The organism is Streptomyces sp. NPDC028305 (assembly GCF_055569495.1).
Genome location: NZ_JBVHTN010000001.1, coordinates 1,247,979 through 1,273,141, shown reverse-complemented (window position 1 = coordinate 1,273,141; position 25,163 = coordinate 1,247,979). Strand labels below are relative to the sequence as shown.

Genomic DNA, 25,163 nt, shown 5'->3' with positions numbered 1-25,163 from the left:
GGTACTCACCACATCAGCCCGCCGGCTGGGCCGACCGCGTGAATTCCGAGGTCATCGCGACCGGGACGCGGAAGAAGCCGTCGTCGTGGTTCTGCTCCGCGGCGTGCAGCAGGGCGTCCGTGTCGCCGACGCCGGCCCAGCCGAGCATGTAGCCGAGCAGCGAGGTGCGGCCGGGTGCCCCCGTGTAGAACCCGTTGTCGCGGGCCCTGGCCAGGACGAGCTCCTGGTATTCGCGCGCCCGGGTCAGCAGCGAGTCGTCGCCGAGCACCCGCCCCGTGGCGATCAGCGACTGGACGACGCCGCTGCTGCCGTGGCAGACCGACAGGTCCACCGGCCGGTGGGCGGGCAGCCGTGTCGCCGCCTCGACCAGGGTCTTCAGCCGGCGGCCGGAGAGTTCGTCGGCCCGGCCGGCGGAGAACAGGATCTCGGCGGAGGCCAGCAGCAGACCGGCGGCGCCGTTGCACCACCCCGCGAGCGAACCGCCCGTGCCGGAACCGGCCCGAGTCGTCAGCCAGTCGGCGGACTCCCTGGCCAGCGCCTCGTCGCCGAGGACCCTTCCGGTGCGGGCGCGGGCCCACTGGAGCCCCAGCTCGCCGTGCGCCAGATCGAACCAGGGCGCGGTCCTGGGGGCCTGGAGATGGCCAAGGGCCAGATCACGCAGGCGCGCGAGCCGGGGCTCGCCGCACAGGGCGGCGGGGTCGTCGCCGGCCTCCAGGCGGGACAGCAGGACCATCAGCAGACCGGCCGGGCCGTTGCTGAGGTCGGTCTCCAGGTCGTCGGACGCGGCCCGGGCGTCAATCTTGTCGAGCAGGGATCCGAGCCAGTCGGTCGGCGCCGTCTGCGGTCGGGTGAGCAGCAGGGAGGAGGCGCCGCTGAACACGGACTCCGGCATCTGGTTCAGGGTCTCGCCGTAGCCCGCCAGGAGCTCGTCGAGCCCCCGGTCCGCACGGAGGTGAATGGTCCGGAAGCCGTCGTCCAGGGTGGTCGCCCGGTTGAGGAAGGCGACGATGCCGCCCATGTCATGGAACGAGACGAAGTTGCCCGGAGTGATGGTCGCCGCGGCCCGCCCGGGGCCGATGCCGCCCAGCCAGCCGGTCCGCGGGCCGTCCGGCGTGTGCAGGGTCACGCCGAGGTCGGCGATCCGCCGCGCGATCTCCGGCCACCAGGTGCCGGGGCGGGCGTGCCGCAGGGGCGCCGCGAACACGCTGTGCCGGGACAGCCCGGCCGGGCTGTCCTCGCCGAACACCTCGCCGAAGCACTCCTCGAGCAGGTGGTGGTGGTAGCCGTCCGGCCGGGCGGCGTTGAGGGTGACGCCACGCCGGGCGTGGTCCACCGACGAGGTCTTGAACACCTCGGGGAAACGCACCCGCGAGGTCGCCAGGTCGGTGGAGTCCGCCCGCGAGCTGAAATAGGGCACGTTCCCCGTGTGCATACCGGCGCGCTCCTCGTCGCCGACGCGACGGGCCAACTCGGCCGTGAACTGGCCGGAGTTCCCGAGCAGCCCGAACAGCCGCTCGGCCTCCTCGGGCCGGGAGAGGTAGGAGGGGTGCGTCGAGGCGTCCATGAACCGGCTGTAGACCAGCGTCGCCCGCAGCACATACCGGACGGGCATGTCCCGATGGGCGTCGAGGAGCGCCGGGATCGCACCGCCGCGCACGAACTCGAGGGCGTCGGTGTAGCCGGCCAGCACATCGGAGAAGTGGTCGGTCGCGGACAGCGGCGCGTCCCCCAGCCGTGGCAGGTTGGCGTCCTGCCGGTAGGTGATGGGATCCCGCCCGACGGACATGCCGTCGGTGCCGATGTCGCGGATCACCGTCCGGGTCATCTTGGACGGCTGATCGCCGGCCACACCCACCCCCGCCATGAGGAAGTCGACGGGGGAGGCAGGGCTCATCGAGGGCACGAGCATCGTGGAGGCGACCGACAGCTTCATGTGATTGATCAGCAGGTGCGGAAGCGTGTCGTTCTCGACGCCCGCGTCCGGCCGCAGGACGGTCTCGGTGTCGATCACGCAGGGGTGTTCGCCGTGGGCCAGCAGATTCTCGTCGTGCAGATCGGACGCCCCGATGGCGGAGAGGATCGCGCACAGCGCGCCGAACCGGTAGAAGTACCGGGCCGGTTGATCGGGCGAGGTCATCGGCTCCGAGGGGATGAACTGCTGCCAGCCGTGGGAGCCGGACGTCACCGACATGGGCAGGCAGTCCCGCAGCGAGAAGGTGAGGTAGGGGTCGGCGGCGGTGTACAGGTCCCGTACGAAACTGTCCGTCGCCAGGGCGCGCGGCTTGAAGATCAGCCGCGCGCCGCTGGTCAGCCGCACCCCGATCACCTGGCGGTTGTCGTTGTGCGGATCGGACCCGGTGAGGAAGATGTCCTCGACCAACTCCCCGGCCGCCGCCGTACGGGGCGTCAGGCAGTCGGCCCGCAGCGCCTCCTGGTCCGCCGTGTACGCGGCGAACATATCGGTGTACGCGTCGAGCGAGTTGTCCACCAGAGCCGCCAGCCGCTGCCGCAGCACCGGGTAGGCGTCGGAGATGCGCCGGCAGGTGCCGGGCGCGCCGAGATGCCTGCGGAACCGCTGTAGCGCCTCGTCGACGTCTGCCGTCATGGGCAGCCCCAGGCCCTCGCGGAAGGCGTGGAACTCGCCGATCAGCGTACGGAAGGAGTGGCCCTCGACAGCCGTCAGCAGCTCTCCCCAGATGGTGTCCACCACCGCCTCGCGCCGTTCGGGGCGCGTGACCGGGGCCATGACCTCGCGCAGCGCCGCGACCACGGAGCTCCTGGGCACGAGGTGCTGATAGAAGGGGAGGAAGGCGGGGATCGAAACGTCCGGGTCGGGGACCGGGCCCTCCGGGCCGGTTATGCCTTCCGGTCCCGATATCAGGACATCGGGGTCACTTTCCGCGTAGAGATTCATGTAGACCGGTCCTCCGTTCAGCAATTCCTCGTGTGTGCCCTGTTCGATGACGCGTCCGCGGTCGAGCACGTAAATGCGGTCGGCCGCTTTGATGGTCGCCAGTCGGTGGGCGATGATGATCTGTGTCGCGCCTATGTCCTGGATGATGTCCGTGACGCGTCGCTCGTTGATGGTGTCCAGCGAGGCCGTCGCCTCGTCGAGCACCAGGATCGCGGGCCGCTGGAGCAGGGTCCGTACGATGGCCAGCCGCTGCCGCTGACCGCCGGAGAAGTTCGCGCCCATTTCCGAGATCAGGGTGTTGAGCCCCATGGGGAGGTCCTGGAGGAAGTCGAGGATTCCGACGCTCTCGCAGAATTCGCGCACTTGTTCCTCGGAGATGTCCTGCCCCATTGTCAGGTTCTCCAGGATCGTGCGATTGTGCAGATGCACTTCCTGGGGGATGTATCCGATGGAGCGGCGCAGCGAATCCTTGTCGTATTCGGTCATGTCCCGCCCGCCGAACTCGATGGTGCCCCGCGTCGGTTCGTAAAGACCGCAGATGATCTGTCCCAGCGTGCTCTTACCGGATCCCGAGGTGCCGACGAGGGCGACCTTGGCCCCGGCCGGAATGTCGATCGAGACATCGCTCAGGACCGGGTCACTGTGGGCCGTGTACTGGAAGCCGATGTCGGTCAGGCGGATGGAGGTCGAGGGCAGCCGCTTGAGGTCGCCGCCCCGGTTCTCCGACGGCGTCTCGACGATGTCGTTGAGCCGCGCCATGTAGCGGGACGCCTCGGCGAACTCGGTGCAGGTCTGGAACACCGACGTCGACAGCGCGAAGTAGGTGCCTGACACCGTCTGCACCGCCATGGCCTGGCCCAGGGAGATCTGTCCGTGGCCGACGAGGTACAGGCTCGACAGCAGCAGGATCAACGGGCCGAACATCTGGGTGGTGGAGGTCAGGCCCGAGATGCGGCCCTGTTGCAGGCGCATACGGTCCTTCATCGCCTGGAGGGACGAGGAATAGACCTTGCTCCAGCCGGTCAGGAACTCGGCCGCATAGCCGCCCATTTTGATGGTGGGCACCGAGACGATCGCGTCCAGCTGGGCCGACTGGCTCCTGCTCAGCTGAGTCATCTCCGCGTCCACGGACTCCAGCACCCGGACCCGGGTCTTCATCAGATACAGGGCATTGGCCAGGGACAGTCCCGCCGTTACCAGGCCGAGCCGCCATTCGGCGATCAGCAGATAGCCGCTGACGCATATCAGCGTCCCGACGTCCAGCACACCCTGCGCCACGCGCGAGGAGAGCAGATCCCTGATCACATTCACGCTGCTGAGCCGGAACAGAAGGTCGCCGGGTTGTCGCGTCGTGAAGAACTTGTACGGCAGGGAGAGCAGCTTGGAGAACGTCTGGATCATCAGATGCTCGCCTATCATCGCCACCACGGACGAGAGCACGGCGACTCTGAGCAGATACAGCGCGAAATACCCGACGGCTACGGCGACGATGACCGAAAGGACCGTGGCCAGGTCGTCCAGGCCTCCCCAGCGGACGTACCGGTCGACCGCCCATTCCGTCAGCATCGGTATGCCGAGGGTTCCCGCGTATCCACCGAGCGAGAGAAGCCCCACCAGCGCGATGCGCCTGCGCGAACCCTTTGCGAAGAGCGGGACACCGCGCCACTCCGCCATGAACTTCCGCGGCGTCGGTTCGAAGTCGGGGCCGGGCTCGGCGGATACGGCGATACCGCTGAAGCCGGCCTCCAGTTCCTTCCTGCTGAGGCGCCGCCGCCCGAGCGCCGGGTCCATGATGACCGCTCCGCGGCCGTCGAACCGCTCGAGCACCACGAAGTGGTAGTCCTCCCAGTAGAGGATCACCGGCGAGGTGAACTTCGCGAGCGCCGACACGTCCTTGACGCGGAAGAGCTTCGCGTCCATGCCGCGCTCCCGGAGGAAGCGGGCCAACTGGGTCGCGCTGAGGCCGTCCCGGCCGGCATCCATGACCTGCCGCGCGCTGGATATCTCCTCGGCGCGCCCGTGGTAGCGCAGCACCGCGACACAGCAGCACAGGCCGCATTCGGTCTGGGCCACCTGCGTGATCGTCGGTACCCGCCGGGCCGGGCCGGACCGGCGGAGGATGGTATTCCACGTCATGTCATCGGCCCTCCGCGCTCAGATCGACTTGGGACAGGTCGACGGGGGACAGGCGGACGGACGGATCGAGGCGGTTGACGAGATGGATCACCATCCCGGCGGTCCCGACGAGGAGGCTGTTGGTGTGCGCGTACCGGCTCCGTGTGTCCGCGGCCTTGCGGGTGAACACCTCGGGGCGCAGCCAGGTCCGCTCGATGACCGCGACCTCGGCGCGCAGCGAATCCTCTGTGCTCGCCACGGCGGAGAGGATGTCGTGGTTGCCGAGATCCCCATGGCACCAGGTCAGATTGCGCCCGAAGCCACGGCGGAGCATGTTGCCCACGGCCACCTTCCGCATGCGCTCCACCGACTCGTCGCCGGTCATCGCGCCGTACGCGCTCAGGGCGAGCGCGATGCCGGCCGAGCCGTGGCACCAGCCGGTGGCGAAGGACCAGGGGGTGGCCACGTTGGAGTACCAGTCGCCCTCACGAGGGGCGTAGAAGTCCCGCAGCCGCGCGATCAGGCGGGACAGCGTGGCGTCAACGGTTCCTCGTTGCTGCTCGGGCAGGCGCGGGTAGGCCCGGCTCAGCGCGTGGATGACACCGCTCACCCCGTGTCCGAAGCCGGACTGGTCGAGTACGGGGTGATGGGCGTCCGGCCGCAGGGCGTCCGTGAGCATGGCCGTCAGCGCGGCGGCCGACTCGCCGGCGTGCGGTCCGCCGATCGCCGTCACGCAGGACAGGACGCCCGCCAGTCCGCTGATCATGTCCAGGGGCCGGTCGGCGGCAGGGTGAGCGCCCACGAGATCGAGCACATCGGGCACCGCCTGCTGCGCGGTGCGGACCCAATCGGGCTGTCCGAGCAGCCTGCCCGCCGCCGCCAGCGCGAACGGCGTGCCGGCCGATCCGGCGTAGGCCGAGAAGGGCGCCGTCTGCCGTGTGTCCGATGTCTCGGACGGTGTATCGGACAGGCCCTCCGCGATGGCCGAGAAGATCTGTGTGGCGAGGCCCCGGTAGGCGGGGTGGTCCAGGACGCGGCCGGCCGCCGCCAGGGCCAGCGCGGGGCCGACCCTCCCTGTGTACAGGTCGTATCCGAGCACCGCGGGCGGCCATGGCCGATTGGACTGGGCGGAGGCGAGCGGACCGATCCAGGTGTGGGGAAGATCGGCGTACCGGTCGGGCAGGGCCGAGGCGACCATGGTGTCGCACAGCCGGGTCACGACCCCGGCGAGCGTGTCGTCCGGGTTCCCCGTCGACCGCCCGCCCGCCGTGGCGCCGGGCAGCGGGGGTTCGAAGTCGTCGGCCGAGGCCAGATGGTCGTCGGGGAAGCGGCAGGAGAAGGCAGAGCGGATGAGCCTCAGCTGCTCGCTCACCTCGAACTCGGTCAGGGCGGTGACCTTCGCCGCGGCCAGATCGAGTGGCGATGTGGTCAGCACCGCCCCGACCTCGGCGCCCTCGCCGTCCATGAGGGCCACGTCCGCCGCGGCGACGGTGAAGTAGGGGATGTCGCGCCCCGCGAGCTGCCGCAGCTCGGAGCGGACGATCGCGCGCGCGGCGGACTGGCTGGCAATGGCCACCCGCTTCAGCACCGCCAGATAGGACGCGCGGTAGCTCATGGCCCGGGCGCTCGACGCCGTACGCAGCGTCTGCGCGTACACCATCGTCGGATGGTGGAGGTAGCGCACGCGCACACCGGCGGCGGCCTTGCGCACCAGCGCCGTCCAGCGCCCCTTGTCCGACATCACCGCGCGGCACACCCGGACGAATCCGGCCGCCATCCCCTCGCCGAGCGCATGGACCTCGTCCTGGCTCAGCGTCCCCACGACCGTCTGCCGTTCCTCCGCCGCCTGCTTGCTCAGCGTCAGTCGCACCTCGTCGGTGAACGGGGCCTCGAACTGAAGGGACTTGAACGGCGACTCGCCGCCGCCCTGTTCGCCGAGGAAGCCGAGGTCGACATAGCCGGAGTCCTCGTCCCGGCCGCCCATGAGCAGGGGCAGGATCCCGATGCCGTAGACCGACTGTGTGATCCTGTGATGGGCATTGTCCGGTGTCTCGGCGGGCGTACCGAGGTGGAGCCGGACGGGCTGGAGGATCGTCTCCAGATCGATCGGCACCGGGCCGCGGCGGGTGGCCACGACATTCTCGAAATGCATGTCCTGCGCGTTGAGCAGGTACATCACGGCGGCGAGCTCGCCACTGGCCTGCATGAACGGTGCGGAGATGTCGGCGACGTCCTCCGCCGCCACGTACTCCACGTATCCATAGCCGGCCCGCTCCAGGACCTTGGCGGCGACCAGGGAGGTGCCCAGCCAGTCGTTGGCCTCGCGGGCGATGACGGTGTACGCGGCCTCGCAGGACACGTCCCGTGGCTTGTAGGCCAGCTTCCTGCCGGACCGGAACTCGAGGACGGACACGCTGCGGCCGTGGTGGTGCGCGTCGCCGTCGGCGAACCCGCAGGAGACGACCTGGTCCGCCGGGTCGATGCCGAAGGTGGCGGCGATCGCGTCCCGGTCGGCCGTGAGCCTCTGGCAGAGCTCCCGGAAGTTATGCGCCTCGTAGGTCAGCACGACGCGTGTGACATGCCGCAGTACGGGAAACGACAGGCCGCTCAGTTCCTCGAAGGACCCGCGGATCGACTGGTCGACGAAATGCTGGTACCGCAGAGCCGGGTCCGCGCCCATGAGCCGACCGTGCCGGCGTGCGTGGTTGATGGCGGCGACCAACGGCCTGGTGTACACCTCGCGCAGCCGGGCCTCGGCACGCTCCAGCAACTGCCGCAGCACAGCCGGGGGATCGGCGAACAGCGGCGCGAACGGGGTGACAGGATCGGGGTCCGCGAGTGAGGCGGCGGCGATTCTGATGATCCTCTGGAACGGATAACGCTCGGGCGCCGCGCACCACTGCACCACCGCGGCGCGGATGGCCGGGAGCTCGGTGGCACGGGGACTTTCTGTGCCTCGAAACACTTCGAGGGTCTGTGCGTCGAATTGCGCCAGCGGCGCAATGGCATCCGAGATCTGGGCTTCGCTCAGTTCCGGATAGTACGGGGCTGTGGTTTTCACGACTCGTCATACTCCATATTCATGTGGACGCGCCGGATTTGGCGGACGGGGCGGAACCGGGGGCCCGTACGCGGGCCCCCGTTCCACCGCGATGCGTTACGCACTCACCGAACCGGGCACCCGGCGCTCAGCACCTGCTGGTGCACTTGGTGGTGGGGCAGAACGCGGCGGAGACCGCGGTGGCGACCCCGGCCTGGATGGCGGTGATACCGAGGATGAGACCGGTGGCGACGCACGCGGGCCCGGTGCCCCCGTGGACGTCCGCCTCGCTCAGTTCGACGAGCTCGGTTTCGTCCCATGCGCCGAGGATGTCCGTGTCCTTCTGCATGGCAATTCCCTTCTGTGTTTGGTTCGTCAGTTGCAGTTGGGCTGGCATTCCTTGGTCAAGGTGCAGAACAATCCGAACCCGCCCTTCCCTCCGTAGTGCGCACTGACGCGCATGATGAAGGGGGCCATTTGGTCCGGGCCGATCGTGCCGCCGTTCTGTGCGGCGTCGTGGAGGTCCTGCTCCGCGAGCTCTTCCACGAGGGGAACGTCGCCCTCGAATTCCTCACGCATTTTCTTTCTCCTTCGTCGGATTGAATACGGGCGCCGAGCGCCCCGCTGTTCCGGCGGCCCGTGAATTCAGTCTGCGAGGCCGTTGTTGACTGGCCGCATCGCGAAGAGCGGGGTTCGCGCACAGGCCGTGCATACGGCCCGCACAGGCGTCAGGCGGCCGGCGCCAGCGCCGCCACGAGGCGCTGGGCTTCCACGCGGTCCCAGTTCAGCGCCGCGGTCCGCATCGCCGCGACGTTCGGCGGCAGGTCGAGCCCCAGGTCGTCGGCGAACAGGCGTTGACACCGGCCGATGACGTCCAGGGCGCCGACGGCGTCGCCGTTGATGCAGTGCACCGCGGACAGCAGCTCCCAGAAACGCTGCCGATAGGGCGCCTCGGCGATGGCGCTCTCGATCCGATAGGAGAGCGTCTCGGTGCGGTCGGCCAGAACGGCCGCGGTGAACAGGTCCTGGTACGCGTCGAAGCGCGCGCTGTTGAGCCCGGCGACATGGGCGCCGAACCAGCGGGTCGGCGGCAGACTCGGGCCGAACGGACCGCGCCACAGAGCCACCGTCTTCTCCAGCGCGGCCACCGCCCGGTCCGCGTCGCCGCGCAGGAGCAGGTTCCGGCCGTGCCGGGCGGACACCATGAACATCGGCACGTCGAATTCCTCGGGGGCGACGTCCAACGCGTAGCCGCTGAGGCTGCCGCGACAGGTCCGCACCCGCCGGCTCAGGCCCGGTTCGATGTCGTCGAGGTCGCGGCGCAGGGCCGTGAGGTGACTGCGGATGTTGGCCGCGGCGGAGGCGGGCGGTTCGTCCCACAGCAACTCGGTGAACTCGGCCACCGTGATGGCCTGCCCGGCGCGGAGCAGAAGGGCGGTGAGAATGGCCCGCCTGAGCGGCGAGGCCGGTTCGTGTCCGCCGAGGACTTCCATGGGGCCGAGAACTCTGAAGAGCATGAGCGATTCCGCTGCCCGCGGTTCCCGGTCGATGGTCGAGAGGGCCGCCGTTTTCCCCTCGCTTTTCATGGCTGTGTTTATGGCCGTCAACTCTCTTCTCCCCGTTTTCCAGCTCGTCGAGATCGAGCAGACCGTGATGTCGCTTGATTGCCGGCAACAAAATTCCTACCAAGGCGGACCGGGGGGAACAACGGATGGACGTCGTCCCGGACAGTCCGCCGCCGTCCGGTCCCGGTCGACGCTGTCCGGCCTGGTCAGAGACGCGCGCGACGGTCGTCCGGGACGTCCCGGACGACCGTGGGAATTCCTCTGTCGCATATCCGGGGGAGGCTCGGACATGTAGAGGCGGAAGCTACGGAAGGAAGCCATGCTTCGTACGCCGACGTGTTCATCCCATGAACGTCGACGACATCGTCGGAGAGACATTCCTCGCCGCGGGCGCGGCCTTCGTGGCCACCTGCCGAAGCGGCGGCGGGCGGCCTACCAGCCGCCCGTCGCCAGCTCGGCCACGACCGCCGCGTGGTCGGAGGGCCAGACGCCGACCTCGTCGACGGGTCCGTCGCCCGCGCGGCGTACGGAGCGGACGTGGCCGAGGCCGTCGGGTCCCGGCGGGCCGACGTGGATGTAGTCGATGCGCGCGCTCGGCTCGAAGGTCCGGGCCACGTACGGGTTCGCGGCGTCCCAGGTGGCCGACGGCGCCGCCGGGTCGGCGTACTCCCAGGCGTCCAGCAGCACCTGCCCGGGGACGGCGGGGGCCGTGCGGTAGCCGCCGTGCAGCCGCATCTCGTCGGAGTCCGGCCAGGCGTTGAAGTCCCCGGTGACCACCGCCGGGAAGGGCGTGGCGCCGCGGCGCTCGGCGATGAACCGGGCCAGGGCGGTCACCTGGGCGCGGCGCACCGCGGACTCGTGCGGGTCGGCGTTGAGGTGGGTGGTGAAGAACGGCACCGCGTGGCCGGGCGCGTCCACCAGGGCGTACAGCGCCAGCCGCCCGTCGTCCGGGCCGCCCGCGGCCGGCAGCCGGGCCACGTCCCGCTCGGCGATGGGCCAGCGGCTGAGCACCGCGTTGCCGAAGTCGATGGTCGGGTCCCCGATGCGGCGCTGCCACTTCTGGGGGCGGTCGGAGGCGGCCCAGGTCCAGTGCATGCCGAGTTCCCCCGCGAGCCACCCCGCCAGGTTCTCGGCGCCGTCCGCCCACACCTCCTGGAGGCCGAGCACATCGGGCCGTACCGAGCGCAGGGTGGCGAGGATCGCCTCGCGGCGTCGCTCCCAGGGGCCGAACCGCCACCAGACGTTCCAGGTCATCACCCGCATCCCGCCGCTCCCGCCTTCCGGTCCCGCGCGTGATCACCCTCCCGGTGTGATCATCACCGGCTCGACCATATGCGGCGCGGGCGGCGGCGGGGAGGATGCCGAAACTCCGGGAATTCGTGCAACCCTTCCGGCCCCGCGCGGGTCGTATCTGGCGTCAGGCTTCCTGGGGGGATCCGGGGGGATCGAGAGGAAGCCTTGCGGAGGGGGAAACGAGGGGCCCGGCCGATGGCCGGGCCCCTCGAAATATGTCCTTAAATGTCCGCGTGTGCGCCCGGCGGGCGGCCGGTCAGAACGGCACGCCGCAGCGCAGCAGCACATTCGCGTACGGCCGCGCCTCGCCCGTGCGCACCACCAGCCGCGCCGCCGCCGTCCGCGCCTTGAGCTCCTCGTGGGGCACCAGCTCCAGCGCCGGGCCGGGGAAGAGGCCGTCCAGGAGGGCGGTCGCCGACGGGTTGTGCTCCCGCACCTCTAGGGCCGCGGTCGCGCCCTCGATCACCAACTCGTCGAGCAGCGCCGTCAGCACCTGCTCGAAGGACGGCACCCCCGCCACGAAGGCGAGGTCGACCACGGGCGGACCGGCGGGCCCGGCGGGGATCGGCAGCCCGGCGTCGCAGACCATCACCGTGTCGGTGTGGCCCAACTCGGCCAGCGCCCCGCTCAGCTGACGATGGAAAATCCCGGACCGCTTCACAGCGCCGCGACCTCCTCCGCCGTGGGGAAGGACTCCTGCGCGCCGTCGCGGGTCACCGCGGCCGCGCCGACCCGTACGGCGAACCGCACCGCCGTCTCCAGGTCCTCGCCGAGGCCCAGGCGCCAGGCCAGTGCGCCGGTGAAGGCGTCCCCGGCGCCCGTGGTGTCCACCGCCTTGACCGGGAGGCTCGGGACCAGGGCCGTACGGTCGCGGTCGGCGACCAACGCGCCCGCCGCGCCCAGGGTGACCACCACCGAGCGCGGGCCGCGCGCCAGCAGGGCGGCCGCCCAGGCCTCGGGGGCCTCCTCGCGGCCCGCTGGGTCGTCGCCCAGCAGGAAGCGCGCCTCGTGCTCGTTGACCACCAGCGGATCGCAGACGGCCAGCACCTCGGCGGGGAGCGGGGCGGGCGGCGAGGGGTTGAGGACGACCCGCGGGCCGCCCTCGCCCGTGCCGTCGCCCGTGCCCTCGCCCCTGCCCTCGCCCGTGTCCGCGCCGCCCCGTGCCGTACGGACCACCTCCGCGACCGTGGCGACCGTGTCCAGCGGGATCTCCAGCTGAAGCGAGACCACACGGGCCGAGGCCAGCAGCGCCGCGGCGGCCCGCACGTCCTCAGGGCTCAGCCGGGCATTGGCGCCGGGGGAGACCACGATGCTGTTGTCGCCGGACGGATCCACGGTGATCAGCGCCACGCCGGTGGGCGCGCCGCCGACCAGGACACCCGCGGTGTCCACGCCCGCCGCCCGCTGCGACTCGAGCAGCAGCCGGCCGTAGGCGTCGTCGCCCACGCGGGCCAGCAGGGCCGTACGGGCGCCCAGCCGGGCGGCGGCGACGGCCTGGTTGGCGCCCTTGCCGCCCGGGTGGACGACGAGGTCGGAGCCGAGGACGGTCTCCCCGGCGGCCGGGCGGCGTTCGACGCCGATCACCAGGTCGGCGTTGGCCGACCCTACGACCAGCAGGTCGTAGTCGGGCATCCTGCACGTCCTTTCGCTTCGCTGCATATGTGCGTGTGTGAGTGAGGGGTTCGGGCGCTCCGGCCGGCCCCGGGGCGGGGCCGGCCGGACCCGCGTCACTTCGCGGCGACGACCTTCACCGGCACCTTCACCGTCTGGTCGACCTTCTGCCCCTTCGCGATCTTGATCGCGTTCTGCACGGCCATCTTGCCGAGTTCCTTGGGCTGCTGGGCGACCGTCGCCGCGAGGGTGCCCTTCTGGACCGCCGTCAGGCCGTCGGGGGTGCCGTCGAAGCCGATGACCTTGACGGACTTGCCGGCCTTGGAGCCCAGGGCCTTGACCGCGCCCAGCGCCATCTCGTCGTTCTCGGCGAAGATTCCGTTGATCCCGGAGTGCGCCTGGAGCAGGTTGGTGGTGACGTCCAGGCCCTTGGTGCGGTCGAAGTCCGCGGGCTGCTTGGCGACGACCTGGATGCCCGGGTAGGCCTTCAGGCCCTCCGCGAAGCCCTGGCCGCGCTCGCGCGAGGCCGAGGTGCCGGCGGTGCCCTGGAGGACCAGGATCCGGCCCTTGCCGCCGAGTTGCTCGGCGAGCGTCTTGGCGGCGAGCTTGCCGCCCGCGATGTTGTCGGAGGCGACGAGCGTGGCGATGTCCGCCTTGTTGACGGTGCGGTCGGCCGCGAGCACGGGGATGCCGGCCTTGTTGGCCGCCCTGACGGACGGTCCTGACGCGTCGGAGTCCACCGGGTTGATGATGATCGTCTTCACGTTCTGGCTGGTGAAGTTCTGTATCTGGTTGGCCTGCTGGGAGGCGTCGTTCTGCGCGTCGGTGACGGTGAGGCTGATCCCCTGGGCCTTGGCCTCCGCCTGCGCGCCCTGCTTCAGCTGGACGAAGAAGGGGTTGTTGAGGGTCGAGACCGACAGGGCCACCTTGATCTTGCCGCCGCTGCCGGAGGAGTCGGAGCGCCACACCGCGGCGCCGATCACCACCGCCACCACGGCCACCGCCGCGACCGCGTACTTGCCGATCTGGGCGGGCGTCATCCTGCCCCCGGGGCCGGCGGAACCACCCGCGGCGCCGCCGGGCGCGCCCGGGCGGGACCCGGCGCGGCGGCGCACGGTGTCGAGCAGCACGGCCAGCGCGATGACGACGCCGATGACGACCTGCTGCCAGAAGGCGGAGACCTCGAGCAGGTTGAGCCCGTTGCGCAGCACGGCGAGGATCAGCGCGCCGATGAGCGTGCCGGAGGCCTTGCCGACGCCGCCGGAGAGGCTGGCGCCGCCGATGACGACCGCGGCGATCGCGTCGAGTTCGTAGCCGACCGCGGCCTGCGGCTGCGCGGAGGACAGCCGGGAGGCGAGCACGATGCCCGCGACGGCCGCGAACGCGCCGGACAGGGCGTAGATGGCCAGCTTCTGGCGGTTGACGCGGATGCCGGAGAGCCGGGCGGCCTCCTCGTTGCCGCCGATCGCGTACATGGCGCGGCCGACGTACGTACGGGCCAGGAGGCCCGCGGTGAGCAGGCCCATCACGACCATGACGATGACCGGGACCGGCAGCCAGCCGCCGATGGTGTCGCCGAGGTGGGAGACCGAGTCGGGGAACGGGATCGGGCTGCCCTGGGAGATGACCAGGGACAGGCCGCGGCCGACCGACAGCATGGCGAGGGTGGCGATGAACGGCGGGAGCTTGCCGAAGGAGATCAGCGCGCCGCTGACCAGGCCGCAGGCCAGGCCGGTGGCGACGGCGAGGATCACCGCGAGCCACACCGGCAGGCCCTGAGAGGTCGCGGACCAGGCGAGCACGGTCGCCGACAGCGCGGCCACCGAGCCGACCGACAGGTCGATCCCGGCCGAGACGATGACGAAGGTGACGCCGAAGGCGAGGATCGCGGTGACCGCCGCCTGGACGCCGACGTTGAGCAGGTTGTCGGTGGTGAGGAAGTCGCCGGACAGCAGCGACATGGCGGCGAGGAGCAGCACCAGGGCGCTCAGCGCGCCGTTGTCGAGCAGCACCCGGCGCAGCGCCGACGTGCCCCCGGAGCCCGGCCGTACCTGGCGGGGCTTGATCGTGTCAGTGGCCACGGGAGCCCTCTCTTTCCTTGTCGTCGCCGAGCGCCTCGAGGGCGTCGGCGTTGACGGTTTTGACGTCCTTCACGGCCAGGGCCATCACGGCGTCCTGGGTCGCTTCCTGGCGGCCCAGTTCGCCGGTGATCCGGCCCTGTGCCATGACCAGCACCCGGTCGCTCATGCCCAGCACCTCGGGGAGGTCGCTGGAGATCATCAGCACCGCGTGCCCGGAGGCGGTGAGTTCGTTGATGAGCTGGTAGATCTCGACCTTGGCGCCCACGTCGATGCCGCGGGTGGGTTCGTCGAGGATGAGCACCTTGCTGTCGGCGAGCAGCCACTTGCCGATGACGACCTTCTGCTGGTTGCCGCCGGACAGGGTGCGTACATGCTGGTCCAGACCGGCCATGCGGACCGCGAGCTGCTCGGAGATCCGGGCCGCCGCGCGGCGCTGTCCGGCCCGGTCGACGAGCCCGGCGCGGGTGGCGCGGCGCAGCGTGACCAGGCCGAGGTTCTCCTGGACGGAGGCGTCGAGCACCAGGCCCTGGCCCTTGCGGTCCTCGGGGACGAGCCCGATGCCGGCGGCCATGGCGGCGCCCACGTCGTGGCGGGGGAGCCGCTCGCCGAGGACCTCGATGGTGCCGGAGTCGTAGGGGTCGGCGCCGAAGACGGCGCGTACGACCTCGGTGCGGCCCGCGCCGACGAGCCCGGCGAGCCCCACCACCTCCCCGGCGCGCACCTCGAAGGCGACGTCATGGAAGACGCCGTTCCGGGTCAGCCCGTCGACCTTGAGCAGGGGCGCTCCGGCCTCGGCGGGCTGCCGCGGGTACTGCTGCTCGATGGAGCGGCCCACCATCAGCCGGACCAGCTCGTTCTCCTCGGTGGAGGCCGGGACCTGGGTGACGCTGCGGCCGTCGCGCAGGACGGTGACGCGGTCGCCCAGGGCGGCTATCTCCTCCAGGTGGTGGGTGATGAAGACGATGCCGACGCCGTCCGCGCGCAGGGTGCGGACGATCCGGAAGAGCTTGTCGACCTCTTCGGTGGTGAGCACCGCGGTCGGCTCGTCCATGATCAGGACGCGGGCGTCCAGGGACAGCGCCTTGGCGATCTCGACCATCTGGAGCCGGGCGATGCCCAGGTCGCGGATGCGGTCGGCGGGGGAGACGTCCACCCCGACGCGGGCCAGCAGCTCGGCGGCCCGCTGGTGCATCGCCTTGCGGTCGATCAGCCCCAGGCGGCGCGGCTGGCGGCCGAGGAAGATGTTCTCCGCGACGGTGAGGTCGGGGACGAGGTTGAACTCCTGGTAGATGGTGGCGATGCCGAGCCGCTCGGCGTCCTGGGCGCTGTGGATGCGCGCCGGGGAGCCGTCGACGAGGATGCGGCCGCCGTCGGGGCGGTGGGCGCCGGAGAGCATCTTGATCAGCGTGCTCTTGCCCGCGCCGTTCTCGCCCAGCAGGACGTGCACCTCGCCGCGGCGCAGGTCGAAGTCGACGCCGTCGAGCGCGACCACTCCGGGGAAGGTCTTGCGGACACCCTCCATGCGCAGCAGCTCGGCCGCGCCCTCCGCGCTCGGCGGCACGCCCTGCGGCGGCTGTATGGCGCTCGGCGTGCTCATGGCTTGCTCCCTTCGGGCTCGCCGCACGAGCGGCGGGTGACCAGGCGGGCGGACAGGATCACCGAGTCGGTGGTCCGCCCCTCGACGCGGTCGATCAGCGCGCGCACGGCGGCGCGGCCGAGTTCGCCCGTCGGCTGGGCGATGGCGGTGATCGGGGGATCGGTGTGGACGAACCACGGGATGTCGTCGAACGCGGCGAGCGCCACGTCGTCGGGCACCCGCAGGCCGCGCGCGCGGATCTCGTCCATCGCGCCGAGCGCCATGAGGTTGTCCGCGGCGAAGATGACGTCGGGGGGTTCGGGCAGGTCGAGGAAGCGGGCGGTCATCCGCCGTCCGCTGTCCGCCTGGAAGTCGCCCTGCCCTATGTGGTCGGCGGGCAGGGCCAGGCCGAACTCGCGCAGCGCGGACCGGAAGGCCTCCACGCGCTCGCGGCCGGTGGTGGTGGCGGCCGGGCCGGCGATGATGGCGAGCCGGCGGTGGCCGAGCGCGCACAGATGGGCCACCAGGTCGCGTACGGCGCCGCGGCCGTCGGTGCGGACCACGGGCACGTCCACGCCCCTGATCCAGCGGTCGACGAAGACCATCGGAGTGCCCGAGCGGGCGGCGTCCAGCATCAGCGGGGAGCCGCCGTCGGTGGGGCTGACCAGCAGGCCGTCGATGCGGCGGTCCATGAGGGTGCGCACATGGTGGTCCTGAAGGTCGGGGCGCTCGTCGGCATTCCCGATCACCACGCTGTAGCCCAGCGCGCGCGCCTCGTCCTCGACCGAGCGGGCGAGCTCGGTGAAGAACGGGTTGAGTACGTCGCTGATCACCAGCCCGAGGGTGCGGGTCTGGTCGGTGCGCAGGGAGCGGGCCACGGCGTTGGGTCGGTAGCCGAGGTCGGCGACGGCGGTGAGCACCCGGTCACGGGTGTTCGCGCGGACGGACGGATGGTCGTTGAGCACGCGGGAGACCGTTGCCACGGACACTCCGGCGTGGTGCGCCACGTCCTTGATGCTCGCCATTCCACCTCCTCGTGGAATCGATTACAAAGAGGATTGGAATCGATTACACGGGGCCGGGCAAGGGTGCGGCGGCACTCGAAACCGGATCGTAATATTCCGGTCGATGGCCGCCCATGATCGGCTCCGCGGGAGTTGTGCACAGGGTTGTGCACAGGGCCGGGGGCGTGTCGGCGTCCGGCGGTACCGTCGGGACATGCTCAAACTCGCGGTGGTCGAAGGGGTCCTGGAGCGGATCACCTACGCCAATGAGGAGAACGGCTACACGGTCGCCCGGGTCGACACCGGCCGTGGCTCCGGCGATCTGCTCACCGTCGTCGGCTCGCTGCTGGGCGCGCAGCCGGGCGAGTCGCTGCGGATGGAGGGCCGCTGGGGCTCCCACCCGCAGTACGGCAAGCAGTTCACCGTCGAGAACTACACCACCGTGCTGCCCGCCACCATCCAGGGCATCCGGCGCTATCTGGGCTCCGGCCTGATCAAGGGCATCGGGCCCGTCTTCGCCGACCGCATCACCGAGCACTTCGGCCTGGACACCCTGCAGGTCATCGAGGAGGAGCCGAAGCGGCTGATCGAGGTCCCCGGCCTCGGCCCGAAGCGCACGAAGAAGATCGCCGATGCCTGGGAGGAGCAGAAGGCGATCAAGGAGGTCATGCTCTTCCTCCAGACGGTGGAGGTGTCCACGTCCATCGCCGTGCGGATCTACAAGAAGTACGGGGACGCCTCGATCTCGGTCGTGAAGAACGAGCCGTACCGGCTGGCCGCCGATGTGTGGGGCATCGGCTTTCTGACCGCCGACAAGATCGCCCAGTCCGTCGGCATCCCGCACGACAGCCCCGAGCGGGTCAAGGCCGGCCTTCAGTACGCGCTGTCCCAGTCGACGGACAGCGGCCACTGCTTCCTCCCCGAGGAGCAACTGATCGCGGACTCGGTCAAGTTGCTCCAGGTCGACACCGGCCTGGTCATCGAGTGCCTGGCCGAGCTGGCGGACGAGGAGGGTGTGGTGCGCGAGAGCGTGCCGGGCCCGGACGGGGGCGAGCCGGTCACGGCCGTCTATCTGGTGCCCTTCCACCGCGCCGAGATCTCCCTGGCCGGCCAGGTGCTGCGGCTGCTGCGCGGCGGGGAGGACCGCATGCCCGCCTTCCAGGATGTGGACTGGGACAAGGCGCTGGCCTGGCTCACCCGGCGCACCGGCGCGGATCTGGCCCCCGAGCAGAGCGAGGCGGTCCGGCTCGCGCTGACCGAGAAGGTCGCGGTGCTGACCGGCGGGCCAGGCTGCGGCAAGTCCTTCACCGTGCGGTCCGTGGTGGAGCTGGCGCGCGCCAAGAAGGCCAAGGTGGTGCTCGCGGCGCCCACGGGCCGGGCCGCCAAGCGGCTGGCGGAGCTGACCGGCGCCGAGGCGTCCACGGTCCACCGGCTGCTCGAGCTCAAGCCCGGCGGGGACGCGGCGTACGACCGGGACCGGCCGCTGGACGCCGATCTGGTGGTGGTGGACGAGGCGTCCATGCTCGATCTGCTGCTGGCCAACAAGCTGGTCAAGGCGGTTCCGCCGGGTGCCCATCTGCTCTTCGTCGGGGACGTGGACCAGCTGCCGAGCGTGGGCGCGGGCGAGGTGCTGCGCGATCTGCTGTCCGAGGGCAGCCCCGTCCCGGCGGTGCGGCTGACCAGGATCTTCCGCCAGGCGCAGCAGTCCGGCGTGGTCACCAACGCCCACCGGATCAACTCCGGGGTGCCGCCGATCACCCACGGCATGCCCGACTTCTTCCTGTTCGCCGAGGAGGACACCGAGGCCGCCGGGAAGCTCACGGTGGATGTGGCGGCCCGTCGGATCCCCGCCAAGTTCGGCCTCGACCCGCGCCGTGATGTGCAGGTCCTGGCCCCGATGCACCGCGGCCCGGCCGGCGCCGGCACGCTCAACGGACTGCTTCAGCAGGCCGTCACCCCGGCCCGGCCGGATCTGCCCGAGCGCCGCTTCGGCGGCCGGGTCTTCCGCGTCGGCGACAAGGTCACCCAGATCCGCAACAATTATGAGAAAGGGGCCAATGGGGTCTTCAACGGCACGGTGGGCGTTGTCACCTCCCTCGACAGCGACGAGCAGTGTCTGACCGTGCTGACCGACGAGGACGAGGAGGTGGCGTACGACTTCGATGAGCTGGACGAGCTGGCACACGCCTATGCGGTGACCATCCACCGCTCGCAGGGCAGCGAGTACCCGGCCGTGGTCATCCCGGTGACCACCGGCGCCTGGATGATGCTTCAGCGAAATCTGCTCTACACGGCGGTGACCCGCGCCAAGCGCCTGGTGGTGCTCGTCGGCTCGCGCCGCGCCCTGGGACAGGCGGTGCGCACGGTGTCGGCGGGCAGAAGGTGCACCGCGCTGGACCACCGGCTCGCCACTTTCGGCCGATGAGGTTTGGCACGAGTGTCGGAGCGAACGTGTCGGGAGGGTTTCCGGACCGTCACGAACGGGGCAGGATGGCCGTGGACGCGGCACTCAGTGCCGCAAAAAGGCCCTTCGGCCGACCCCGAGTGCACGTTCATCGTCCGAATGGGGGAAGGTGGGGGGAGTCAGGGCACCTCGAAGAAGAGAACCAGACGTCGGTGAGGGATGACGTGAGTGACAACTCTGTAGTACTGCGGTACGGCGACGGCGAATACACCTACCCGGTGGTCGACAGCACTGTTGGTGACAAGGGCTTCGACATCGGCAAGGTTCGCGCCCAGACCGGTCTGGTGACCCTGGACTCCGGTTATGGCAACACCGCCGCCTACAAATCCGCGATCACCTATCTCGACGGTGAGCAGGGGATCCTGCGCTACCGCGGCTACCCCATCGAGCAGCTGGCGGAGCGCGCCACGTTCCTCGAGACGGCCTTCCTGCTGATCAACGGGGAGCTGCCGACCGTCGACGAGCTGGCCGAGTTCCGGGACCAGATCACGACGCACACGCTGCTGCACGAGGACGTCAAGCGGTTCTACGACGGCTTCCCGCGCGACGCCCACCCGATGGCGATGCTGTCCTCCGTGGTCAGCGCGCTGTCGACGTTCTACCAGGACAGCCACAACCCGCACGACGAGAAGCAGCGCTACCTCTCCACGATCCGGCTGCTGGCCAAGCTGCCCACCATCGCGGCGTATGCGTACAAGAAGTCCGTCGGCCACCCGTTTGTCTACCCGCGTAACGACCTGGGTTATGTCGAGAACTTCCTGCGGATGACCTTCTCGGTCCCGGCGCAGGAGTACCAGCTCGACCCGACCGTGGTCAGCGCCCTGGACAAGCTGCTGATTCTGCACGCCGACCACGAGCAGAACTGTTCGACCTCCACGGTCCGCCTCGTCGGCTCCTCGCAGGCCAACATGTTCGCCTCGATCTCGGCGGGCATCAGCGCCCTGTGGGGCCCGCTGCACGGTGGCGCCAACCAGTCGGTGCTGGAGATGCTGGAGGGCATCCAGGCCTCCGGCGGCGACGTCGACTCCTTCATCCGCAAGGTGAAGAACAAGGAAGACGGCGTGAAGCTCATGGGCTTCGGGCACCGCGTCTACAAGAACTTCGACCCCCGGGCGAAGATCATCAAGTCGGCGGCGCACGATGTCCTCTCGGCGCTCGGCAAGTCCGACGAACTGCTCGACATCGCGCTCAAGCTCGAAGAGCACGCTCTTGCCGATGACTACTTCGTGGAGCGCAAGCTCTACCCGAACGTGGACTTCTACACCGGTCTGATCTACCGGGCGATGGGCTTCCCGACCGAGATGTTCACGGTGCTGTTCGCGCTCGGCCGGCTGCCGGGCTGGATCGCCCAGTGGCACGAGATGATCAAGGAGCCGGGCTCGCGCATTGGCCGTCCGCGCCAGATCTACACGGGCGTCGTCGAGCGCGACTTCGTCCCGGTCGAGCAGCGCTGACACCCGGTGCCACGCACGGCCTGAAAGAGGTCCAGGAGAGGGCTGGAAGAGGCCTGGACGAGGCGTAGGGAAACGCGAAAGCGCCCCGCTGCCGATCCCCCCACGGGTCGGAGCGGGGCGCTTCCATTCCCGGTTACGGATTCCCCCCACGGGATCCGGCCGGGTGTCCGCTGGCCGCACACGAGCCTTGCTTCGGTGCGGCACGCGATCTGCCGGGACGCGTACGTGCGGGAGGGCCGCTCAAAGCTCCCCGAGTACGTCGCCCCGGCCACGCGTAGCGGGATCCGTCCCCCAAGACGAATCCTCACCGCCCCATTAGACTCCCCACCCCCCATGATGGTTACGTTCGGTCGCCTGTGATCTGCGTCTCTTGCCATATGGGGGCGTAAAAGGGCAAGAGCCTCGATCTGAAGATCAGGGCCCCGGTGTATGGGTGTTGTGCGGCTTATGGGGACTTGGTGAATCTATGGAGATTCGGTGAAGGTCCGCAGTCGCAGGCTGTTGGTGACCACGAAAACCGACGAGAACGCCATCGCGGCGCCCGCGATCATCGGGTTGAGCATCCCGGCCGCGGCGAGCGGCAGCGCGGCGACGTTGTAGCCGAAGGCCCAGAAGAGATTGCCCTTGATGACGGCCAGGGTCCGGCGCGCCAGTCGGATCGCGTCCGCGGCCACCCGCAGATCGCCCCGCACCAGCGTCAGATCGCCCGCCTCGATGGCGGCGTCCGTCCCCGTGCCCATCGCCAGGCCCAGGTCGGCGGTGGCCAGGGCGGCCGCGTCGTTGACCCCGTCGCCGACCATCGCGACCGTACGGCCCTCCGCGCGCAGCCGCCGGATCACGTCCACCTTGTCCTGCGGCAGCACCTCGGCGATGACCTCCTCGATGCCCACCTCCCGCGCCACCGACTCGGCGACCAGCCGGTTGTCGCCCGTCAGCAGCACCGGGTCCAGGCCGAGGCCGCGCAGCCGGGCCACGGCCTCGGCGCTGGTCTCCTTGACGGCGTCGGAGACCGACAGCACGCCCCGTGGGCGCCCGTCCCAGGCCACGGCGATCGCCGTGCGCCCCTCGGCCTCGGCGGACGCCTTCGCGGCCGCCAGATCGTCCGTCAGCCCGATCCCATGGGCCGCGAGCAGCTTCTCGCGGCCGACGAGGACCGTGTGCCCGTCCACGACGCCCTGGACGCCGAGACCGGGCACGCTCTCGAAGTCCTGGGCCGTGGGCAGGGCGCCCGCGCGGGCGGCCGCCCCGTCGGCCACGGCGCGGGCCACCGGGTGCTCCGAGGCGTGCTCCAGGGCCCCGGCCAGCCGCAGCAGTTCGTCCTCGGCCACGCCGGGCGCGGGGTGGACGCCGTGCAGCCGCATCCGTCCCGTCGTCACCGTGCCGGTCTTGTCGAGGACGACGGTGTCCACGCGGCGGGTCGACTCCAGCACCTCGGGGCCCTTGATCAGGATGCCGAGCTGGGCGCCGCGGCCGGTGCCGACCATGAGTGCGGTCGGGGTGGCCAGGCCCAGGGCACACGGACAGGCGATGATCAGCACGGCCACGGCGGCGGTGAACGCGGCGGTCGCGTCCCCGGTCAGCAGCAGCCAGGCCGCCAGTGTGCCGACGGCGATCAGGACCACGACCGGTACGAAGACCCCGGAGACGCGGTCCGCGAGGCGCTGCACCTCCGCCTTGCCGTTCTGCGCGTCCTCCACCAGCGCGGCCATCCGGGACAGCTGGGTGTCGGCGCCCACGCGGGTGGCCTCGACGACCAGGCGGCCGGAGGTGTTCACGGTCGCGCCCGCCACGCTGTCGCCCACCGCGACGTCCACCGGCACCGATTCGCCGGTCAGCATGGCGGCGTCCACGGCCGAGGCGCCCTCGACGACCGTGCCGTCGGTGGCGATCTTCTCGCCGGGGCGCACCACGAAGTGGTCGCCGACGGCCAGCCGGGAGACCGGGACGCGGACCTCCCGGCCCTCGCGCAGCACGGCCACGTCCTTGGCGCCCAGCTCCATCAGCGCGCGCAGCGCGGCGCCCGCCCGGCGCTTGGACTTCGCCTCCAGATAGCGGCCGAGGAGGATGAAGGCGGTCACCCCGGCGGCGGCCTCCAGATAGATCGTGGACGACCCGTCCGTACGCGCGACGGTGAGGTCGAAGCCGTGGCGCATGCCGGGCATGCCCGCGTCGCCGAAGAACAGGGCCCACAGCGACCAGCCGAAGGCCGCCAGGGTGCCGAGGGAGACCAGGGTGTCCATGGTGGCCGCGCCGTGCCGGGCGTTCGTCCAGGCGGCCTTGTGGAAGGGCAGACCGCCCCAGACGACCACGGGGGCGGCGAGGGTGAGGGACAGCCACTGCCAGTACTCGAACTGGAGCGAGGGCACCATCGCCAGGAGGACGACGGGCGCGGACAGCACGAGCGAGACCAGGAGGCGGTGGCGCAGCGCGTCGCTCTCCGGGTCGGTGGGGGCGGCCTCCCCGGTGGTGCTGTCGGGCGCCGCTTCGGGCCCGGATCCCGGCTCGGGCTCGGGTTCCGGTTCGGCGGGCTTCGGCGGCTCGGCGGTGTAGCCGGTCCGGATGACGGTGGTGATCAGATCGGTGATCTGGGTGTCGCCGCCGTAGGTGACCTTGGCCTTTTCGGTGGCGTAGTTGACCGTGGCGGTCACGCCGTCCATGCGGTTCAGCTTCTTCTCGACGCGTGCCGCGCAGGAGGCGCAGGTCATGCCGCCGATGGTGAGCTCCACCTGTGACGTCGGGGCCGTCGTCGGGGCCTGCTCCGCTGTGGGCGGCTGCCCCTTCGCGGCTTCCGGGGCCGTGCTGGTCATTCTCGGTCTCCTGGGAGGAGGGCCGGGCCGTGCGGGTGGGCGAGTGGGCGCCGCGCGGCCCGGCGGGGGTGTCGTCGGGCGCTCAGGCCTGGCCGGTGAGCTCGTAGCCGGCCTCGTCGACGGCGGCGCGCACGGCCTCCTCGTCCAGCGGGGCGGCCGAGATGACGGTGACCTGACCGGTGGCGGCGACGGCCTTGACGGAGCTCACGCCGTCGATGGCGGAGATCTCCTCGGACACGGCCCCCTCGCAGTGGCCGCAGGTCATGCCGGTCACCTGGTAGACGGTGGTGACGCCGGACGCGGTGGTGGCCTCGGTGCTCATGGCTTCTCCTGTGGTGAGCGGGGCGGATGCGGCTGTGTTCATCGTGGTCAGGGGGCAAGGGTGACCCGGTGGCCCTGATGATGACACCATGATACCCCTAGGGGGTATGGAATGGGCCGACCTCCCCCTTCTTTCCCGGGGCGCCGTGTCGGACGGCGGTCGGCGGGAGGCGGTCGCGGTCAGGGGGTGCGGGAGGGCATCCCCGCGCCGATGATCGGGGCGAGATAGCCGTGGAGGGAGGCCTTCAGCTCCTCGACGTATGCGTCCCGCTCCTCGCCCTCGTGGGCCAGTACGAGCTCGAGACCCGCCTTGAACAGGGAGAACACCATTGTCGCGGTGCGGGTGCGGCGGTCGGCGGGGAGCGCGGGCTGGATGAGCTCGATCAGCTCCTCGAGGCGCGCTTGCAGGGCCACATGCAGCGCGTCGTGCTCCTCGGTCATCAGGCCGGGGACGTCGCCCGAATGGATGAGCGTCAGAAAGACGGGGTTCTGGCAGTTGAACTCGACCATCGGGTCGATCACCGAGTCCAGCATCTCGGGGAGCGGGAGCGAGGCGTACTCGGGGGTGAAGAGTACGCCGTGGGCCTCCCGCATCTGGTGGGTGAGGCGCTGGCCGAGCTCGACGGCGATGGCCTCCTTGTTCGGGAAGAACTGGTACAGCGTGCCGGGGGAGACGCCGGCTTCGCGGGCGATGGCGTTGGTGCTCGCCGCGGCGTAGCCCGTCCGGCTGAACACATCGGCCGCGGCGTCGAGCAGCTGCTGGATCCGGCGCTCGCCGCGCGCCTGCCGCCGGCGCGGCTTCGCTTCGCCGGCGGGCCGGTCCGCCTTGGTCTCGGTCACGCGTCCATCATCCCCAGTTTTCGATCCGCATTGACAAACACGAGCGCCCGCTCGCATTCTTGAGAAACGCGAGCGGTC

16 protein-coding genes are annotated in these 25,163 nt (G+C 70.6%); 2 read left to right on the top strand and 14 right to left on the bottom strand.

The window, feature by feature from the left end:
- Positions 1 to 13 precede the first annotated feature (13 nt).
- The 11 genes from lanM to ACZ4WQ_RS05795 all read right to left on the bottom strand — a co-directional run bounded on the left by lanM (position 14) and on the right by ACZ4WQ_RS05795 (position 17,220).
- Positions 14 to 5,050: a type 2 lanthipeptide synthetase LanM gene (gene lanM / locus ACZ4WQ_RS05845; RefSeq protein WP_398369260.1), complete on the bottom strand. Its 5,037-nt coding sequence runs from the start codon at positions 5,048 to 5,050 to the stop codon at positions 14 to 16.
- Position 5,051: 1 nt separating this feature from the next.
- Positions 5,052 to 8,090: a type 2 lanthipeptide synthetase LanM family protein gene (locus ACZ4WQ_RS05840; RefSeq protein ID WP_398369262.1), complete on the bottom strand. Its 3,039-nt coding sequence runs from the start codon at positions 8,088 to 8,090 to the stop codon at positions 5,052 to 5,054.
- Positions 8,091 to 8,217: 127 nt separating this feature from the next.
- Positions 8,218 to 8,418: a class II lanthipeptide, LchA2/BrtA2 family gene (locus tag ACZ4WQ_RS05835; RefSeq protein WP_311729640.1), complete on the bottom strand. Its 201-nt coding sequence runs from the start codon at positions 8,416 to 8,418 to the stop codon at positions 8,218 to 8,220.
- A gap of 26 nt (positions 8,419 to 8,444) precedes the next feature.
- On the bottom strand, positions 8,445 to 8,648 hold the full coding sequence (locus ACZ4WQ_RS05830) for a plantaricin C family lantibiotic (RefSeq protein WP_311729639.1): 204 nt from the start codon (positions 8,646 to 8,648) through the stop codon (positions 8,445 to 8,447).
- A 149-nt stretch (positions 8,649 to 8,797) separates the two neighbouring features.
- Positions 8,798 to 9,586 carry an AfsR/SARP family transcriptional regulator gene (locus ACZ4WQ_RS05825; protein ID WP_398369265.1) on the bottom strand — a complete coding sequence of 263 codons (789 nt, stop codon included), beginning with the start codon at positions 9,584 to 9,586 and terminating at the stop codon, positions 8,798 to 8,800.
- 480 nt (positions 9,587 to 10,066) lie between these two features.
- Entirely contained in the window at positions 10,067 to 10,897 is an 831-nt protein-coding gene (locus ACZ4WQ_RS05820; RefSeq protein ID WP_311729637.1) for an endonuclease/exonuclease/phosphatase family protein, read from the bottom strand.
- A 286-nt stretch (positions 10,898 to 11,183) separates the two neighbouring features.
- Positions 11,184 to 11,588, bottom strand: coding sequence for a D-ribose pyranase (gene rbsD, locus ACZ4WQ_RS05815; protein ID WP_361182765.1), 405 nt, complete (start codon positions 11,586 to 11,588; stop codon positions 11,184 to 11,186).
- The gene (locus ACZ4WQ_RS05810) at positions 11,585 to 12,559 is read right to left on the bottom strand and encodes a ribokinase (RefSeq protein ID WP_311729635.1); all 975 of its coding nucleotides are present in this window, start codon (positions 12,557 to 12,559) and stop codon (positions 11,585 to 11,587) included. The genes rbsD and ACZ4WQ_RS05810 overlap by 4 nt, the downstream gene beginning before the upstream one ends.
- A 95-nt stretch (positions 12,560 to 12,654) precedes the next feature.
- Entirely contained in the window at positions 12,655 to 14,619 is a 1,965-nt protein-coding gene (locus ACZ4WQ_RS05805) for an ABC transporter permease/substrate-binding protein (RefSeq protein WP_361182761.1), read from the bottom strand.
- A complete protein-coding gene (locus tag ACZ4WQ_RS05800; protein WP_311729725.1) occupies positions 14,609 to 16,141 on the bottom strand; it encodes a sugar ABC transporter ATP-binding protein in 1,533 nt (510 codons plus the stop codon). The genes ACZ4WQ_RS05805 and ACZ4WQ_RS05800 overlap by 11 nt, the downstream gene beginning before the upstream one ends.
- A gap of 71 nt (positions 16,142 to 16,212) precedes the next feature.
- Positions 16,213 to 17,220 carry a LacI family DNA-binding transcriptional regulator gene (locus tag ACZ4WQ_RS05795; RefSeq protein ID WP_311729633.1) on the bottom strand — a complete coding sequence of 336 codons (1,008 nt, stop codon included), beginning with the start codon at positions 17,218 to 17,220 and terminating at the stop codon, positions 16,213 to 16,215.
- Between the two features lie 193 nt (positions 17,221 to 17,413).
- Between ACZ4WQ_RS05795 and recD2 the strand changes: the two genes are divergently transcribed.
- The gene (recD2, locus tag ACZ4WQ_RS05790) at positions 17,414 to 19,624 is read left to right on the top strand and encodes an SF1B family DNA helicase RecD2 (protein ID WP_361182758.1); all 2,211 of its coding nucleotides are present in this window, start codon (positions 17,414 to 17,416) and stop codon (positions 19,622 to 19,624) included.
- A gap of 203 nt (positions 19,625 to 19,827) precedes the next feature.
- Positions 19,828 to 21,117: a citrate synthase gene (locus ACZ4WQ_RS05785; RefSeq protein WP_311729631.1), complete on the top strand. Its 1,290-nt coding sequence runs from the start codon at positions 19,828 to 19,830 to the stop codon at positions 21,115 to 21,117.
- 464 nt (positions 21,118 to 21,581) lie between these two features.
- Here the strand turns inward: ACZ4WQ_RS05785 and ACZ4WQ_RS05780 are convergent, their stop codons facing one another.
- The 3 genes from ACZ4WQ_RS05780 to ACZ4WQ_RS05770 all read right to left on the bottom strand — a co-directional run bounded on the left by ACZ4WQ_RS05780 (position 21,582) and on the right by ACZ4WQ_RS05770 (position 25,085).
- Entirely contained in the window at positions 21,582 to 23,924 is a 2,343-nt protein-coding gene (locus ACZ4WQ_RS05780) for a heavy metal translocating P-type ATPase (RefSeq protein ID WP_398369269.1), read from the bottom strand.
- Between the two features lie 82 nt (positions 23,925 to 24,006).
- Entirely contained in the window at positions 24,007 to 24,246 is a 240-nt protein-coding gene (locus ACZ4WQ_RS05775) for a heavy-metal-associated domain-containing protein (RefSeq protein WP_311729629.1), read from the bottom strand.
- 179 nt (positions 24,247 to 24,425) lie between these two features.
- The gene (locus tag ACZ4WQ_RS05770) at positions 24,426 to 25,085 is read right to left on the bottom strand and encodes a TetR/AcrR family transcriptional regulator (protein WP_352128366.1); all 660 of its coding nucleotides are present in this window, start codon (positions 25,083 to 25,085) and stop codon (positions 24,426 to 24,428) included.
- Positions 25,086 to 25,163: the final 78 nt, after the last annotated feature.